Raw genomic sequence first — 16,276 nt, forward strand, 5'->3', positions numbered from 1 at the left:
TCCTCCTACCAGGTCCGGGCGGACGGCGGATCTTCGTCGTCGTTGAGGGAGCCGATGATCCGGCGGCCGGGTTCACCGAGGTTGTCGAAGACGGCGCCCTCGATCCGGTACGCGGGACGGCGTTCGGTGTCGCCGCCACCGCCACCGCCGTGGGCACCGCCCATGGCGCCCATCCCCGGCATCCCGGCCATCGACGAGCCGGGCGCACCGGTGGCCCCGGCCGCCGCCGCGAACGCGGGCGCGGGCTGCGGCTGCCCGGCCCCGGCACCGGTGTGGGCGCCGCCGGACATCGGCGTCTCCCCCAGCCCCGCGCCGCCCGGGTCGAAGCCCGCGCTCGAGAAGCCGGCCCCGCCGTGCGAGCCGCCGCCGATCCCGGCCGCCGACGGGCCGCCGTGGTGCGCGCCGCCGCCGCCGTGGTGCGAGCCGGAGTCGGCGCCGTGGTGTGCGCCCGGGTCGCCGCCGTCGTGCGGCTTGAGGTCCTCGAGGGTGCCGCGGTGGGTGGGCAGGTCGTCGATCTTCTTCTCGGGGGTGTCGCCGAGGGCACCCGAAGGCTTGTCGTCCTCGCCGAGGGTGTAGGTCGTCGGGGTGCCCTTGCCGTCGTCGACGGTGACGACGGTGGGCCCGTCCGGGCCGTCGGGCCGCTCGGCGGTGATCTGGAGGTCACCGTCCTTGATGTGGATCTTGCCGTCCGGGCCGGGGCAGTAGGTGTCCTTGTCCGTCCCTTGTGGACCGTCGCCGGGCTTGCCGTCGGCGGACCAGTCGAGCTTGAAGTCCTTCGGGTCGCCGGTTCCGTCGCCGACCTTGATGTCCATCTTGCCGTCGTGGTCCGGCTCGGTCATCTCGAAGGTCTTGTCGCCCTGCTTGACCTTGAGGACGTCGGGATCGTCGTCGCCGTGGTGCTCGCCGGGCTTGCCGTCGTCGCCGAGGAGGCTGTCGGGCTTGCCGTCGTGGTCGGTGTCCGCGCCGGGCAGGCCGTCGCCGGTGGCGGGGTCGGTGGCGATGCCGGGGCCGCTGAACTCCTTCAGGGCATCCGCGGCCTTCTTCTTCGCGTCCTCCGCGGCCTGCTCGGCCGCGCCCTTGCCGTCGTCGCCGGAACCCGCGCCCGAGTCGCCACCCGAACCGGAGCCGCCGCCCAGGCTGCCGGCTCCCCCGCCGGAGTCCGTCTGGATACCGGGACCGCTGAACTCCTTCAACGCGTCCGCAGCCTTCTTCTTGGCCGCCTCGGCCGCCGCCGCGGCGGCGTCCTGGCCGGTGTCGCCGGAACCCGGGCCCGAACCGCCACCCGAACCGGAGCCGCCACCCAGGCTGCCGGCACCCTCGCCGGAGTCCGTCTGAATGCCGGGACCGCTGAACTCCTTCAACGCGTCCGCAGCCTTCTTCTTGGCCGCCTCCGCCGCCGCCGCGGCCGAGTCCTGACCGGTGTCGGACGGCGGGGGCACGGAAGACGGCGCCGTGCTGTCCGATCCCGGGGCACCCGAACCGGAGCCGCCGGAGGAGCCGAGGCCGGCGCCGGAGTCCGTCTGGATGCCCGGGCCGCTGAACTCCTTGAGCGCGTCGGCGGCCTTCTGCTTCGCCGCCTCGGCCTGCTGTGCCGCCTGCTGCTTGGCCGCCTCCGCCGCGGCCGCCTGGTCGTCCTGGCCGCCCGTAGAACCGGAGCCGCCGCCCGAGCCACCGCCCGTGGAACCGTCCCCGGAGCCCGCGGACCCGTCCGGGATCGGCGGCACCGAGCCACCACCGCCGGTCCCCGAGCCACCGCCGGAACCGGAGCCGGCGTCGCTCGGCAGGTCGGCGCCGGAGCCACCACCGGTTCCCGAGCCCCCGCCCGCCGCACCGGACCCCGAGGTCGTGTCGGGAATCGGCGGCACCGAGCCGCCACCGCCGCCCGAGCCCGAACCGCCGCCGGACGCCCCCGAACCCGACCCGCTGCCGGAACCACCCGGACCACCGCCGGAGCCACCCGTCGCGCCCGGACCACCGGTCGCACCGGAACCAGAGCCCGAACCAGAGCCCGTGCCACCCGGGCCGCCGCCCGTGCCTCCGGTCGTCTCCGGCCCGCCGGGCGTCGAAACGCCCTCGAACTCGTTCCGGATCCCGCCCATGACCTTGTCGAGCGCGTCGTAGGCCTGGTCGACCAGGTCCTTCGTGTCCTTGCAGGTCTTCGCGAAGCCCTGGTACAGCCGGTCCCACATGTCGGGGTTGAACTGGTTCTGCACCCACTGCTTGGCCAGGTCCTGGCCGTGCTTCTTGATCTCGTCGCCGTCGCAGCAGCCCTGGTCGTTGAGCGTCTTGACCAGGTTCGTGCCGAAGTTGAGGTCCATCCAGCCGGCGATCTGGGCCAGGTCCTGCTCGTTGCCGTGCTCGCCGTTGGCGACGGCGACGACCTTCTGCGCCATCGTGTAGTCGGCCTTGCCGACCAGGTCGGTGTACATCCCGATGACGGCGTCGGCCTTGCCCTTGCACAGCTGGAACACCGTCGTGGCGGTGTTCAGCGTCGCCTCGCTCGCGTTGCCGAGCGTCTGGGACAGCTTCGCCGCCTTCGGCTGGATCTTGTCGTTGTAGGTGTCCGACGCGGCGTCCGCGCCCGCGCCGCTCCAGCTCTGGTACAGGCTGCCCAGCTGCGAGCCGGTGTCCTGCAGCGTCCGGTCCACCGTCTCCGCGCCGTGCTTGAAGTGCCCGGCGTCGGCGACGAAGTCCGCGAAGCTGATCCCGCGCTGCTCGTCGAACGGCGCCCGGATGTCCTTGTCGAGGTCGAGCGCGCGGGTGTTGCCGCGGCAGTCGGCGGGGATCTTCGCCAGGAGGGAACCGAACGTCTCGAACAGTTTCAGCGCGGGCGCGGCGGCGTCGAAGATCTCGTCGGAGGTCTTGGTGCCGCTGGTGCTGTCGGCCGCGGGCGGCTTCGTGTCGTCGAGCTTCTTCTTGCCGTCGTCGACGGCCTTCTTTTCCTGGTCCTCGTTGTAGCTGTTCTGGTCACCGCTCTTCTTGGCCTTGTCGTAGGCCTCGTCGACCGACTGCCCGGCGAAGAACGGGTTGGCGTTGTACGCGTTCGCGTACTTCTCGGCTTCCTGGCGCTTCTGCTTGATCTCGTCCGGTTCCTGGTCGGCCAGGAACGGCGGCGGGGGCGGGTTTTCCCGCAGCCAGCTGCTGATCAGCGCGCTCTTCTGCGCCGGCGGCACGCTCGGGTCGTCCAGGATCGCCTTGACGTCGGACCACTTCTTCTTCTCGGCCATCAGAGCGAGCCTCCGGCGTTCGTGATCGCGCCGGCCTGGTTGTCTTCGTTGGTGCTGTAGCTCGTCCCGGCGGTCTTCAGGTTCGTGCCGAACGAGCCGAGGGTGCTGCTGTAGCCGGAGACCGCGGCCCACAACGCCTGCGCGCCCGCGGTGTACTTGGTGGCGTGCGCGCCGTGCGCGCGGCCGAACTTCTCCGCGGTCACCTGCGGCGTCTGCAGGTCCGGGTTGTCGTCGAGCAGGTGTTCCGCCAGGTCACCGATGGTCTTGGCCGCCGTCGACAACGCCTCGGTCGTCGCGGTGTACCCCCCGCCGCTCATCTCAGCGCCTCTCCTGAAGTTCCGCGAGTTCCCAGGGTTTCCGCGAGCACCTCAGCCACGGATCCCACGTCGGTGAACCGGTCGAGCCGGTCCAGGTCGATCGTCACGCCGTACTCGATCTCCAGCGCCGCCAGCAGCTTGATCCGCCCCTTCGAGTCGATGCCCAGCTCCTCCAGGGGCGCGTCGGGCTCGACGAGAGCCGGGTCGAGCCGGAAGGTGTCGCAGACGACCTTCGTGACCTCGGCGCGGTGATCACCCACGGAAGTCACCATAACGTGCCTTGGCGGCCGACCGGGCGACCTTGCCGCTCGATGTGCGCGGAAGGCCACCGGAAGGGACCAGACGTACCGCGCGCAGCGTGAGACCGTGTTCCCGCGACACCGCGCGCAGCACCGCGCGGGTCACCTCCCGGACGTCGGCCTCGGCACCGCGGGCCCACTCGGCCACCACCACCGCGCCCTCGCCGCCGGAATCGGCGACGCCGAACGCGGCAACGCGGTCGCGGCGGACCGCGGGGTGGGCCTCCCCGGCCGCCGCCTCGATGTCCTGGGGGTGGAAGTTGCGGCCGTCGACGACGATGAGGTCCTTGAGCCGGCCGGTGACGTACAGGTCACCGCGGTGCACGACACCGAGGTCGCCGGTGCGCAGCCAGCCGCCGAGCCCGTCGAGCTCGCCGCCGAACGCGGCCGCGTCGCCGCGGCCCCAGTAGCCGGTGGCGACGTTCGGGCCGTGCACCCAGATCTCGCCGACGTGCCCGCCGGGCTGTTCGCGGCCGTCCTCGACGATCCGGACCAGCTGCCCGACCGGGCGGCCGACGGAGACGAGCTCCTGCCCGCCCGCGGTTTCGACGGCCCGGCCCTGCGCCAGGGTTTCGCGGTCGAACACCGCACTGCGCGGGCCGTCCTCGCCCGCGCTCGCGACATACACCGTGGCTTCGGCCAGGCCGTACGACGGCCGCTGCGCCTCGCGCCGGAAACCGCGCGGCCCGAACACCTCCTGGAAGCGCTCGATCGTGCGCGGCCGGACGGGTTCGCTGCCGTTGAGCGCGACCCGCACGTCCGACAGGTCGAGCTCCTCCCCGGTGTCGGCGTCGGCGGCGAGGTCGTAGGCGAAGTTCGGGGCGGCGGTGAACACCGCCGGGTACGCCGCCAGCTGCCGCAGCCACCGCATCGGCCGGTGCACGAACTCGGCCGGGGCCATGAACACCGACCGGCCGCCGCCGAAGACGGGCAGGCACAGCAGCTGGATCAGGCCCATGTCGTGGAAGAACGGGATCCAGCCGGCGCAGGTGGTGCCCTCGTCGACGGCGTAGGCGAGGCTGCCCTGCCAGCAGGCCGCGACGATCGCACGGTGCGGGATCACCGCGCCGGCCGGCTCGCGCGTCGAGCCCGACGTGTACTGCAGGTACGCCGGGCTTTCCGGGGCCACCGGCACCGGATCGGCGCCGGGCCCGGCCAGCTCGTCGGCCACGAGGACGGGGTCGTGGGCGGGCAGCCGCTCCGCCGCGGCCGCCGACGTCAGCCACACCCGTGCGCCGGCGTCGGCCAGGACGCCGGCGAGCCGGTCGGCCTGCGCCGGGCTCGACGGCGCCATCAGCGGGACGGCGACGAGACCGGCGGCCAGCGCACCGAAGAACGCCAGCGGGTAGGCGAGTTCCTGGCCGGCCAGGATCGCGACGCGCTCCCCCGGCTCGGTCACCCGCCGCAGCTCGCCCGCCACCACGCGGACCCGGGCGGCGAACTCCGCCCACGTCCAGGTGTGCTCCGCGTTGCGTGTGTGGTCCTGGTGGGTGAACAGCGGCCGATCATCGTCCGCGCGGGCGAACAGCCGGTCCACGATCGAGACGCGCAGCACCGCCTCGGGCACGGTCACCGGCGGACGGGGCACGAAAGCAACCTACTGGGACCGCCGCGGCCGCGTGCGCCCGGTGCGGGAAAGCGGTTCACCGCCGGGGCGGGCGCGGGTACGGTCGCAGACCATGGCCTCACCGGAAGCGCTGGTCTCCGCCCTCGCGGACCCCGCCCGCCTGCAGTTCTTCGCCCGCGTCTGCACCGCCGACGACGGCCTCCCCGCCGATGCGGCCGCGGCCAAGCTCGCGAAGCGGCTCGTCGACGCGGGACTGGTCACCGCGGAGGGCGGCCGCTACCGCGCGGTGCCCGGGGTGTTCCGCGACGCGCTCACCAAGGCCCCGGCCGACCCGCTCGACGCGCTCTTCCGTCGCGGCCGGCTCGTCTCGATCCCGCATTCGGGCAAGCGGCGGCAGCTGCTGCTCGAATCCCTCGCCGAGCGCTTCGAACCGGGGCGCCTCTACACCGAGCAGGACGTCCGCGAAAAGCTCTCCATGGTCCACGACGACCACGCGACACTGCGCCGCTACCTGGTCGACGACGGCCTGCTCCAGCGCAGCAACGACGGCGGGAGCTACGGCCGTCCTTCGGAGGCCCGCGTCGCCGGCTGATCGAACAGCGCCAGGACGGCGGGGTCGGCGAACACGACGTTGTGCGCCACCTGTCCCCCGCGCACGGTGAACACCTGCAGGGTGTGCCGCCGGTACCCCCCGGCGTCGTCGCGGCAGTACGCGACGAGCGCGGGCTGGCCGTTCGCGTTCGCGTGGGTCATCCGCCAGTCCGGGCCGCGCATCGCGAACAGGCGCTCGAGGAACCGGCCGTAGGCGTCCGGGCCGCGGAACCACAGCGGCACCGGCGGCATCTCCATCACGACGTCCTCGGTCAGCAGCTCGACCAGGCCCGCGACGTCGGCCCGTTCGAACGCCCGGACGTAGGCGTCCAGGACCGCCTCCACCGCGCGGTCGTCCGGTTCGGGCACCTCCTCCGCCGACAGGCCGCCGAGCCCGGCGCGAGCGCGTTGCAGGGCGCTGTTGACCGCGGCGGGGGTCGTGTCCAGGAAGCCGGCCACCTCCGCCGCGCTGAACTCCAGGACGTCCCGCAGGATCAGCACCGCACGCTGTTTCGGCGGCAGGGTCTGCATCGCCGCCAGCAGCGCCAGCCGGAGCGTGCCGCGGCGGGCCAGGGCCAGGCCCGGGTCGTCGAGGCGCACGTCCGGGAACGGGTGCAGCCACGGGATCTCGAACGACGGCGTCAGCGGCGCGCCCGGGTCACCGCTCGGCGCGCCGAGCCCGGACGGCAGCGGCCGCCGGGCGCGCCCTTCCAGCGCGGTGAGGCAGGCGTTGGTGGCGATCCGGTACAGCCAGGTGCGCACCGACGCGCGGGCCGGGTCGTAGCCCGCCCACGCCTTCCAGGCGCGCACCAGCGTCTCCTGCACCAGGTCCTCGGCTTCGTGGACCGAGCCGAGCATGCGGTAGCAGTGCGCGAGCAGCTCGCGCCGGTGCGGCTCGGTGCGCGTCGCGAAGTCCTGCATCGTTCTCCCGTCGGCCGGTGGCGGTGGGTGTACCGGCACCACCGCCGGGATTCATCGGTCCGGGAGAAGATTCTTCACAGGTCGCCGAAGTCCTCCGGCCGCAGGCCGTCGAGCTCGGCGCGGAACCGGGCCACCTCGGCCTCGGTGTCCAGCACGTCGGCGGCCGGTCCTTCGGTCTCCTGCTCGACCTCGAGCTGCACGGACGCGACGTCGAGCACCTCTTCGGCGACGCGGATGGGCGCGCCCTGGCGCAGGCCGAGCGCGACCGCGTCGCTGGGGCGGGCCGACACGCGGGTGCCCGAGGCGAGCACGAGGTCGGCGTAGAAGATGCCGTCCCGCACCTCGGTCAGCTCGACCGCGGCGACGCCCTGGCCGAACGCGGCGAGAACGTCGCCGAGCAGCTCGATCGTGCCCGGACGTGGCTGCGCGATCTGCTCGCGCGCCCGCACCAGGGCTTCGGCTTCGCCGTAGCCGATCATGATGGCCAGCCAGCGGCGGGCCCCTTCCGGCTCGCGGAGCAGCATCAGGGGCGCCTCGCCGGGCACCGGGACGGCCATCCCCACCACCTCGATCGGGATCACGCTGACCACCGCACCCTCCGTGTCGTGGGAGTCCTCCGCGCGCGTAGTACCCACATCCAGGACTTTGCAACCCAGCCGAGCCGGGCGGATTTCCCCGGCGGCCTCTTCTCGGCTGCGGACAACGCCGGATTGCCTTGCCGGGCCGCGGGAACCGCTGTCACCGTCGGGGCGTGGAACCGACGATTTCGCGCAGTGTCACCGTCCCGGCCGCCCCGGGCACGGTGTGGTCGTGGGTCACCGACCTGCCGCGGATGGGCGAGCTCAGCCCGGAGAACGTCGGCGGGCGCTGGCTGGACGGCACCGGCCCCGCACTCGGCGCGCGGTTCCGCGGCCGCAACCGCAACGGCGAGCTGCAGTGGTGGACGCGGGTGCGGGTGGTCGCGTTCGAGCCGGGCCGCCGGTTCGCCTTCGACGTGCGCACGCCGCTCGGCTCGCGGGTTTCGCGGTGGGAGTACGTGCTGGCGCCGGCCGCGGGCGGCTGCGTCGTCACCGAGAACTGGTACCGGATCGGCAGCTGGGTGGTGCGGAAGTTCATGGGGCCGCGCGTCACCGGCCGCGCCGACCGGCCCGGCTACAACGTCCGGTCGATCGAGCACACCCTCGCGGCGCTGAAGGCTCGCGCCGAGGAGCGCGCCGCGGCCTGAGTCTCTTGTTAAAACTCCCTCTTTCCAGCTAGGTTGTTTTATCGAACCTAGGAGGACCATGCCTGCCGCCCCACCGAAGCCCGGTCTCGTGCTGCTCGTCGTCTCGACGGCCGCGTTCCTCGCGAGCCTCGACACGTTCATCGTCACGATCGCCTTCCCCGGCATCCGGGCCGCCTTCCCCGGCGACGGCCTGGCGACGCTGTCGTGGGTGCTCAACGGCTACACCGTGCTGTTCGCCGCCTGCCTCGCCCCGGCCGGGCGGCTGGCCGACCGGTACGGCCGCCGCCGCCTGTTCCTGATCGGTGTCGCCGTGTTCACCCTCGCCTCGGCGGCGTGCGCGGCCGCGCCCACGATCGGAGTGCTGATCGCCTTCCGCGCGGTGCAGGCGATCGGCGCCGCACTCGTCATGCCGACGTCGCTGGCGCTGCTGCTGACGGCGTTCCCGCCGCACCGGCGGCCGGCGGCGGTCGGGGTCTGGGCGTCGGTGGGCGCGGCGGCCGCGGCCCTCGGCCCGCCGGTCGGCGGCCTGCTCGTCGAGGCGTCCTGGCGCTGGGTGTTCCTGGTGAACCTGCCGATCTGCGCGGTGACGCTGCTGGCCGGGCCGCGGGTGCTGCGCGAGTCCCGCGACAGCTCCACCGGTGTCCCGGACGTCCTCGGCGCCGCCGGGCTGCTCGTGGGTGTCGGCGCGCTGGCGTACGCGCTGGTCGAGGCGTCGGACGACGGCTGGGGCGCGGGGCCGGTGCTGCTGGCGTTCGCGGTGGCCGCGGTCGCGCTGGCCGGGGTCCCGCTGCGCTCGGCGCGGCACGCGGTGCCGGTGCTCGACCTGCCGGCGCTGCGCGTGCCGACGTTGTGGCTGGCCTGCGTGACGACCGGGGTGTTCGCCGCCGGGTTCGCGGCGATGCTGTTCGGCAACGTGCTGTTCCTGACCTCGGTCTGGCACGACTCGGTGCTGGTCGCCGGCCTGTCCCTGGCGCCGGGGCCGCTGGTGGTGGTCCCGGTGTCGATCCTCGGCGGCCGGTTCGTGCACCGCTTCGGCCCGGGCCCGGTGGTCGCCCTCGGCGGCGTCTCGTTCGGGGCGGGGGCGCTGGTCTGGTTGCTGCGCATGGGTTCCACGCCCGACTACGCGGCGTCGATGCTGCCCGGCCAGCTGCTCACCGGGCTCGGAGTCGGGCTGATCCTGCCGAGCCTGTCGGGTGTGGTCGGCACGGTCCTGCCCCCGGCCCGCTGGGGCGCGGGGTCGTCGATGGTCAACACGATGCGGCAGATCGGCACGGTGCTGGGCACGGCGGTCCTGGTCGCGGTGTTCGCGGGGACGCCGGACCTGACGGCCTTCCGCCGCGGCTGGCTGCTGGTCCTGGTCACCGCGGTGGCGACCGGCCTGGGCGGGCTGCTGATCGCGGGCCGCCGCCGGAGGGACCACTACGCCGAACCCCAGGCGGCGTCCAGCGCCGCGAGCCCGGCGCCGATGCTGTCCGAGGCGATCGAACCGTAGCCGAGCACCAGGCCCGGCCGGGGAAATCCGCCGCAGAGATCGGAAAGCGTCTGGACCGCCACCCCGGCCGCGGCCGCCCGGGCCACGACCGGGTCCAGGTCCGTGCCGTCGCCGGCAAGGGCGCACAGGTGCAGGCCCGCCGCCGACGGCACCGGGGTCAGCCGGCCGGCGAAGACCTTCTCCAAGGTCGTCGTGATGCGCTCGTGGCGCTCGGCGTAGACCTTCGTCGCGCGGCGGAGGTGACGGGCGAACAGCCCTTCGTCGACGAACCGGGCCAGTGCGGCCTGCGCGGGCAGGTCGCCGTGCCAGCCGGACAGCTGCCGTGCGTGGTGCAACGCGTCCCGCAGCGACGCCGGGGCGATCAGGAAACCCAGGCGCAGCATGGGAAGCAGCGTCTTGGAGAACGAGCCGACGTACGCCACCCGGCCGTCGCGATCCAGGCTCTGCAACGGTTCCAGGGGCCGGTCGGAGAACCGGAACTCGCTGTCGTAGTCGTCCTCGACGACGACCGCGCCGGTGCGCCCGGCCCACGCCAGCAGGGCCGTGCGCCGGGCGAGGGACATCGGCGTGCCGAGCGGGAACTGGTGTGACGGCGTGACGTACACGAGTTTCGTCCGCGGCGGCAGCGCAGTGACGTCGAGACCTTCGCCGTCCACGGGCACGCCGACGACTTCGGCGCCGTGCGAGGCGAAGAGCAGCCGCGCCATCCGGTAGCCCGGTTCCTCGACTGCGACCCGGTCGCCCGGCTCGAGGAGCACGCGGCACAGCAGGTCGAGGGCCTGTTGCGCGCCTTGGGTGACGAGGACGTCCTCGGCGCCGGCGCGCACCGACCGCGAAACGCCGGCGTGCCGGGCGATCGCCGCGCGCAGCCCGGGGTGGCCACCGGGTTCGGCGTAGTGCGCGAACCCGGCGGTGTCCCGGAGTTCGCGCGCGAGCAGCCGCCGCCAGGTTTCCAGGGGGAACAGGGCGGCGTCGGGGATGCCGACGCGGAAGTCGAACACCGGCGGGGGCCCGGGGTCGGCGGCCGGAGGCGGCAGCTCCCGCCAGACCGCTTTCGGCTGCGGCCCGTGGCCCGACGGCGCGGCGCGCGGCTTCGGCGCCGGGAGCTCGGCGCAGACGTACGTTCCGGCGCCGACGCGGCCGGCGAGGAAGCCGTCGGCGGTGAGGCGGTCGTAGGCGACCGCGACGGTGTTGCGCGAGACGGCCAGCCGCCGCGCGAGTTCACGGGTCGGCGGCAGCCGCTCCCCCGCGCGCAGCCTGCCGTCCAGCACGGCGTCCCGCAGCTGCCGGTAGATCCGGACGCTGAGGTCGCCGCGCCCGGCCAGGCTGACGTGGAAGTCCATCGGCCGACCCTACATTGGCCCAATCGGCGGGCGCGGAATTGGATCTGGGATCGGGCCAAAGCCATCTTTACCGTACTTCCCATGACAGGGCTTCTCGAACGTCCGGGGACCCGCCGGGCCGGCCGGCTGCTCGCGGCCGCGCAGCTGGCCGGCTCGCTCGGCGACGGCGCGTTCCTGACCTGCTCGGTGCTGTTCTTCACGCGGATCGCCGGCCTGACGCCGGCCCAGGTCGGGCTCGGGCTCACGCTCGGCTGGGCGGCCGGTTCGGTCGCGGGCGTGCCGCTCGGCAGGCTCGCCGACCGCCACGGCACCCGCGCCTCGGCGGTGCTGCTGGCCCTGGCGACGGGCGCGTCGATCCTGACGTTCCCGCTCGTGCGGTCCCCGGGGCTGTTCGTCCTCGCGGCGTGCCTCTACGGCAGCTGCCAGACCGGGCTGGCCGCCGTCCGCCAGGCGCTGCTGGCGGACCTCGCCGACCCGCAGCGGCGGACGCGCATCCGGGCCCACCTGCAGTCGGCGGGCAATGCCGGGCTGGCGGTCGGCGCCGGCCTGGGCGGCCTCGCGTTGTCGGCCGACACGGCGTCGGCGTACCTGACGGTCTTCGTGCTCGACGCGGCGATGTTCGTGGTGACGGCGGCGCTGCTGCAGGCGCTTCCGCTGCGTCCGCGGACGTTCTCGCCCCGCAGCGCGCGGAAGTCCGCGGTGCTGCGTGACCGGCCGTACGCGCTGGTGACGTTGCTCAACGCGATCCTGTTGCTGCGCATGCCGCTGCTGAGCGTCGCGATTCCCCTGTGGACAGTCGAGCGCACGGCGGCGCCGGGCTGGACGGTGTCGGCGTTGTTCGTGCTGAACACGGTCGTGGTGGTCCTGCTGCAGGTCCGCGTCGCGGCGCGGCTGACGACGCTGGGGTCGGCGGCGCGGATGGTGCGCCGGTCGGGCGTGCTGCTGCTGGCGTCGTGCGTGGCGTTCGCCTCGTCGGCGCTCGGGACGTCACCGGTGGTCGCCTTCGCGGTGCTGGTGGTGGGCGCGCTGGTGCAGGTGCTGGGCGAGATGCTGCAGTCGGCGGGTTCGTGGGAGATCGGCTTCGCCCTGGCCCCGGCGGACAAGCAGGGCGAGTACCAGGGGTTCTTCGGCAGCGGCATTTCGGTGGCCCGCGCGGTGGGCCCGCTGCTGCTGAGCACGGTGGTCGTCGGGTGGGGCCTGCCCGGGTGGCTGCTGCTGGGGGCGGTGTTCCTGGCGGCGGGCTGGGCGATGGGCCCGGCCGTCCGCTGGGCGGCCGCCACCCGGCCGGCTACTCGCTGACCTTGGCCGCCGGGGCCTGGTGCACCGAGAGGTCCTGGCCGGCCGCCGGGTCGGCGGTCCAGGCGCCCGACTCCGCCGTCCAGGTCTGGCCCGCGAAGCTCACCTTGTCCACGCCCAGCGCTTCCGCGCGAGCCACCAGCCAGGTCGCGTACGTCCAGCCCTGGGCCGCCGGGTGGGCTCCGCTCAAGCCGGCCGTCCCCAGCTCCTCCGTGGCCGCTCCGGCCAGGTCGCCGGGTGCGGCCAAGGTCAGGTTGCGGCAGGTCAGCGCGGCCGGGAACTGGCCGTTGAAGGCCGCCGCCATCGCCCGGCCCTGCGGCTCCCACTGCGCGTACGCGTCCGGGACGCCCGACCGCTGGACCGCCTGGGCGGCCTCGGTGATCGGCAACGTGTCCCAGTTCGGCAGCTTCTCGAGCTTCTCGTAGAACTCCGTCGCCGCGTAGACGGGGTCGCGCAGCTGCGCCACCGTGCCCCAGCCCTGGCTCGGCCGCTGCTGGAACAGGCCGACCGAGTCGCGGTCACCGCCTTCGAGGTTGCGCAGCTTCGACTCCTGCAACGCGGTGGCGAGCGCCACCGTAGCCGCGTGCGCGGGCAGGCCCAGTTTGGTCCCGACGGCCGAGATCGTCGCCGCGTTGTTCATCTGCTCCGGGGTGAACGTGTACGCGGTCGCGTTTTCGCCCGGCAGCGCCACCGTGCACCCCGGCGTCCGGACCGGGCTGCGCGTCAGCACCACCACCACGATGATCCCCGCGGTCAGCACCACGACCGCACCCAGGACCATGGCCACCTTCAGGCCACAACCGCGCACACTGCCTCCCCGTCACCCGTTCGCACCAGTCTGCCCAATGGGAGGACGCGGTGCGCCGGGCGGGGTTCAGTGATCGGGACCGAGGAAGATCGGGTTGGACATCGCGACCATCGCGTTCGGCACCGTCGTGTTCGGACCGCCGGACGGGCGGCGGACCTCGGCCCGCACCCACCGGCTGTACCGCGGGTAGGTCGTCCAGGTGACGGTGGCCGCGCCCGAGTCCCCGATGGTCTCGCTGTGCTCCGGGCCGAGCTGGTCGAGGAAGGTGACCGTCGTGCCCGGCACGCCGGCGACGACGGCCTTGACGGTCACCGGCGTCCCGGTGCCCGCGGCGAGCCGGTCGCCGATGCCCGCGACCGCGCCACCGCCGGAGACCGTGAAATCGAGCTGCACGGACGCCGATTCGGCCAGCCACGACCGCCCGGCCTTCAGCCCGGCGAGGAGCTCCTGGCGCCGCAGGCGGTCGGCGAGCACGACGGTGTGCGGCAGGGCGACGCGCTGGTCCGGGTTGTGCGCGTCGGAGTCGCCGATGGCCGGGATGAAGCGGCCGCCGCGCAGCAGGCCGTCCCAGTGGATGACGCTCGCCTCGTCGTCCTGGGTCCACGGGCCGTTCCACACTTCGACCAGGTCGGCGAGCTCGTAGGCGAATTCGTAGGTGCAGCCGAAGCAGTTGGCGAACGGGTGCGCCGCGGTGACCAGGCCGCCGGCGCGGTGCACCTGGTCGGCGAAGCGCCGGAAGTCGCGCGGGTCGGCCGCGCGGTAGCGCCAGTCGATCCAGGTGCCGGCGGGCAGGCCGATCGCCGGCCAGTGCCCGGACCGGGTCGTCACCTCTTCGCCGTTGAGGATGAGCAGGTCGCCGGTGGCGTGCGCGCCCCACTGCAGCTGCGAGCTGGACGTGTTGTGGTCGGTGGAGACGATGAAGTCGAGACCGGCGGCGCGGGCGTCGGCGACCAGCTGCTCCGGCGTCCGGCGGCCGTCGGAGTGGACGGTGTGCAGGTGGCTGTCACCGCGGTACCAGGCGCGGCCCTTGTCCCGCGCCGGAGCGGTCTCCGGAGCGGGGTCCGGCTTGAAGGGCGGACCGTCCGGGCCGAAGGTGAGCGTGATGTCGACGCGGTAGTCCAGGCCCTGCGGCGCCACGGTGTACGGGCCGAGGATGACGTGCCACCGGCCGGGCTTGACGGGCCCGGCGAGGTAGCCCGGCGTCGCCTCCGACGCGTTGATGAAGAACCGGTCGCGGAAGCCGCCGGACCAGCCGCGGAAGCCGCGCGCGTTGCCCAGTTCGTGGCCCTCGGGGCCGAAGATGCCGATGTCGCAGGCGTTCCCGCGGGTACCGGCGGGCACGGTGGGCCGGTCGTAGGAGTACACGACGTCGATCTGCCGGACGCCGCGCGGGACGTCGACGGGCAGGTAGTACCAGTCCGGAACGTCCGGCTTCAGGGTGCCGGTGACGGTCCTGGTCCGGCTGCCGTCCGGCTGAGCGGCGAACGCGACGCCGGGGAGCATCCCCGCGGCGGCCGCCACCCCACCGGCGCGCAACAGCGTCCGGCGGCTGAAGTCCCCAGAATTCATGCGTACCTCCGGAGCCGACGCTAGGCGCGCCCCGCGAACGCGGACAAGCAAACCGGCGGTGAATTCTCGCCTCAGCGCTTCCCCAGGATCCTGGCGAGCGCGACAACGGTGACGGCGGCGGCGAGCCCGAGCCGCGTGACGTCGACGGCGGGCACCCAGGTGACGCTTTCCCCGCGGACGACGAAGGCCCCGGCGGGCCGGGCGAGGACGCCGAACCCGGCGCCTTCGCGGACGGGTTGCACGTCGCCCTCACCCCCACCGCCGCCCCCGATGACAGTCGCGGCGGGGATGACGACGACACCGTCACGTTCGACCGGTTCGCCGTAGACGAGCCGCGCGGAGAACATCTCCCGCGCGGCGGTGGCCAACTGCCCGAGCTTCATCCGGCCAGCATGGCGGCGCACCGGCACCGGGCGCGCCTCATGGGTGGCGGACAACTCCGCGCAGCCCGGTTCCGGATCGTCGGCGGCGCGCGCCGCGTCGGTCAGCCGATGCCTTCGACGATGCGGAAGTCGCGCCGGAAGCCGTCGGGGAGGGCCGCCAGCGCCTTCTTGTAGGCCTCGCTCTCGTAGGCCGCGACCGCCTGCTCGAAGCTGTCGAACTCGATCAGCACGACGCGTTCGGTGATGCCGGCTTCGTGGGCGACGACCCGGCCGCCACCACGGGCCAGGACCCGCCCGCCCCCGGCCCGGACGGCCGGGCCGGCCAGCTGGTTGTAGGCCGTCAGCGTCTCCGGGTCGGAGATGGCGGGGTAGACACTGACCCAGTAGCCCTTGGCCATGGAAACCTCCTCGATGCACGCGCGGCGTTCGCGACTGGATGCATAAGACTTCCACCTTGATCGGGTCGGCCCTCTACGGGCTGGCCACCAGGGCGGTGAGACCCCTTCCCGCGCCGCGATCGAGGGGGTCACCCAGCCCGCCATGACCGCCGTGGTCCGGGTGCCGGAGGAGGCCGGGCTGATCGACGGACTCGCCGGCGACGAGGTCGAGGCCCTGGTGGCGGCGCTTCCGGCGTTGGCACACCCGGCAGAGCTCGAAAGCCGGGACCGGGAGGGGCCGAAGCGGTGACGCCCTGGTCGTGGCGCCGGGTTGCCCGATCGGGTGTAAACCCGCCGTATCCGGGGCATCTGTCAGGACCACCTGTGTTCCGAGGGGAGCACGCTGTACCGAGGGGAGACCGCGATGACCTTCGACTTCGTCGGCCGCTGGCTGGGCAGGCATCGTGACCGACCCGGCGTCACCGTCGACCTGTCCTGCGGGGGCCGGGTGACGCTGCGCGAGATCGACGGGCGGCCGGTGCTGGCCGTCACCACCGCGCCCGGGCCCGACGGCCGGTGCGAGGTCGCCGCCGTGCCGTTGTCGGAAGCCGAACGCCGTGAGCTCGGCCAGGTGCTGGAGTCCGACGTCCTGCTCGCCTCCTGATCGCTCGCCCGTCACCCCCTGTTTTCCGGCCGTAGGGGTTTTGTGGCAGACCTCGCGTGAGAGCCGGTCGAGGCGATGTGGTGCGGGTCGCTTTTTGTGGGGTCCCCACAACGCAGCCGCCCCGGCATGCGCCATGGCGGACATTGGTCTACCCCGCGGTAATCCGCGAGGGTGTAGACAGGTGCGGGCGACGTTCC

The 16,276-nt window shown here is 73.6% G+C and carries 17 protein-coding genes; 6 read left to right on the forward strand and 11 right to left on the reverse strand.

Going from position 1 to position 16,276, the window contains the following annotated elements:
• Positions 1–5: 5 nt before the first annotated feature.
• Genes AB0J55_RS14415 through AB0J55_RS14430 form a run of 4 tightly spaced genes read right to left on the reverse strand, consistent with a single transcriptional unit; the run spans position 6 to position 5,431 of the window.
• Entirely contained in the window at positions 6–3,227 is a 3,222-nt protein-coding gene (locus tag AB0J55_RS14415; RefSeq protein ID WP_364247785.1) for a WXG100 family type VII secretion target, read from the reverse strand.
• Entirely contained in the window at positions 3,227–3,544 is a 318-nt protein-coding gene (locus AB0J55_RS14420; protein ID WP_364247788.1) for a hypothetical protein, read from the reverse strand. Before AB0J55_RS14420 ends, AB0J55_RS14415 begins: the two co-directional genes overlap by 1 nt.
• On the reverse strand, positions 3,541–3,804 hold the full coding sequence (locus AB0J55_RS14425; RefSeq protein ID WP_364247791.1) for an acyl carrier protein: 264 nt from the start codon (positions 3,802–3,804) through the stop codon (positions 3,541–3,543). Before AB0J55_RS14425 ends, AB0J55_RS14420 begins: the two co-directional genes overlap by 4 nt.
• The gene (locus tag AB0J55_RS14430; RefSeq protein WP_364247793.1) at positions 3,797–5,431 is read right to left on the reverse strand and encodes a fatty acyl-AMP ligase; all 1,635 of its coding nucleotides are present in this window, start codon (positions 5,429–5,431) and stop codon (positions 3,797–3,799) included. The genes AB0J55_RS14425 and AB0J55_RS14430 overlap by 8 nt, the downstream gene beginning before the upstream one ends.
• 91 nt (positions 5,432–5,522) lie before the next feature.
• On the opposite strand from AB0J55_RS14430, the gene AB0J55_RS14435 reads away from it, so the two are divergent.
• The gene (locus AB0J55_RS14435) at positions 5,523–6,002 is read left to right on the forward strand and encodes a DUF2087 domain-containing protein (RefSeq protein ID WP_364247796.1); all 480 of its coding nucleotides are present in this window, start codon (positions 5,523–5,525) and stop codon (positions 6,000–6,002) included.
• On the opposite strand, the gene AB0J55_RS14440 is transcribed toward AB0J55_RS14435, so the two are convergent.
• Both AB0J55_RS14440 and AB0J55_RS14445 read right to left on the reverse strand, forming a co-directional pair.
• Positions 5,966–6,922 carry a sigma-70 family RNA polymerase sigma factor gene (locus tag AB0J55_RS14440; protein WP_364247799.1) on the reverse strand — a complete coding sequence of 319 codons (957 nt, stop codon included), beginning with the start codon at positions 6,920–6,922 and terminating at the stop codon, positions 5,966–5,968. The genes AB0J55_RS14435 and AB0J55_RS14440 overlap by 37 nt on opposite strands.
• Positions 6,923–6,996: 74 nt before the next feature.
• Positions 6,997–7,512, reverse strand: a complete 516-nt coding sequence (locus AB0J55_RS14445; RefSeq protein ID WP_364248189.1) for a bifunctional nuclease family protein — start codon at positions 7,510–7,512, stop codon at positions 6,997–6,999.
• 161 nt (positions 7,513–7,673) lie between these two features.
• Here AB0J55_RS14445 and AB0J55_RS14450 point away from each other — a divergent pair, with 161 nt between their 5' ends.
• Positions 7,674–8,147, forward strand: a complete 474-nt coding sequence (locus AB0J55_RS14450; RefSeq protein ID WP_364247802.1) for an SRPBCC family protein — start codon at positions 7,674–7,676, stop codon at positions 8,145–8,147.
• A 58-nt stretch (positions 8,148–8,205) separates the two neighbouring features.
• A complete protein-coding gene (locus tag AB0J55_RS14455) occupies positions 8,206–9,639 on the forward strand; it encodes an MFS transporter (protein WP_364247805.1) in 1,434 nt (477 codons plus the stop codon).
• Here the strand turns inward: AB0J55_RS14455 and AB0J55_RS14460 are convergent.
• Complete coding sequence (locus tag AB0J55_RS14460; RefSeq protein ID WP_364247807.1) at positions 9,567–10,982, reverse strand: PLP-dependent aminotransferase family protein; 1,416 nt, start codon at positions 10,980–10,982, stop codon at positions 9,567–9,569. The two genes, AB0J55_RS14455 and AB0J55_RS14460, sit on opposite strands and share 73 nt — an antisense overlap.
• Before the next feature lie 81 nt (positions 10,983–11,063).
• Between AB0J55_RS14460 and AB0J55_RS14465 the strand changes: the two genes are divergently transcribed.
• On the forward strand, positions 11,064–12,281 hold the full coding sequence (locus AB0J55_RS14465; RefSeq protein WP_364247810.1) for an MFS transporter: 1,218 nt from the start codon (positions 11,064–11,066) through the stop codon (positions 12,279–12,281).
• Here the strand turns inward: AB0J55_RS14465 and AB0J55_RS14470 are convergent.
• The 4 genes from AB0J55_RS14470 to AB0J55_RS14485 all read right to left on the reverse strand — a co-directional run bounded on the left by AB0J55_RS14470 (position 12,271) and on the right by AB0J55_RS14485 (position 15,436).
• Positions 12,271–13,059: a hypothetical protein gene (locus AB0J55_RS14470; RefSeq protein WP_364247813.1), complete on the reverse strand. Its 789-nt coding sequence runs from the start codon at positions 13,057–13,059 to the stop codon at positions 12,271–12,273. The two genes, AB0J55_RS14465 and AB0J55_RS14470, sit on opposite strands and share 11 nt — an antisense overlap.
• A 93-nt stretch (positions 13,060–13,152) precedes the next feature.
• On the reverse strand, positions 13,153–14,655 hold the full coding sequence (locus AB0J55_RS14475; RefSeq protein ID WP_364247816.1) for a CehA/McbA family metallohydrolase: 1,503 nt from the start codon (positions 14,653–14,655) through the stop codon (positions 13,153–13,155).
• 71 nt (positions 14,656–14,726) lie between these two features.
• A complete protein-coding gene (locus AB0J55_RS14480) occupies positions 14,727–15,038 on the reverse strand; it encodes a hypothetical protein (RefSeq protein ID WP_364247819.1) in 312 nt (103 codons plus the stop codon).
• Between the two features lie 101 nt (positions 15,039–15,139).
• Complete coding sequence (locus AB0J55_RS14485) at positions 15,140–15,436, reverse strand: DUF1330 domain-containing protein (RefSeq protein WP_364247821.1); 297 nt, start codon at positions 15,434–15,436, stop codon at positions 15,140–15,142.
• 142 nt (positions 15,437–15,578) lie between these two features.
• Between AB0J55_RS14485 and AB0J55_RS14490 the strand changes: the two genes are divergently transcribed.
• Complete coding sequence (locus tag AB0J55_RS14490) at positions 15,579–15,725, forward strand: hypothetical protein (protein WP_364247824.1); 147 nt, start codon at positions 15,579–15,581, stop codon at positions 15,723–15,725.
• Between the two features lie 114 nt (positions 15,726–15,839).
• The gene (locus tag AB0J55_RS14495) at positions 15,840–16,079 is read left to right on the forward strand and encodes a hypothetical protein (protein ID WP_103353552.1); all 240 of its coding nucleotides are present in this window, start codon (positions 15,840–15,842) and stop codon (positions 16,077–16,079) included.
• The last annotated feature ends 197 nt before the right edge of the window (positions 16,080–16,276 follow it).

This window comes from Amycolatopsis sp. NPDC049688 (genome assembly GCF_040674975.1).
Classification (GTDB): domain Bacteria; phylum Actinomycetota; class Actinomycetes; order Mycobacteriales; family Pseudonocardiaceae; genus Amycolatopsis.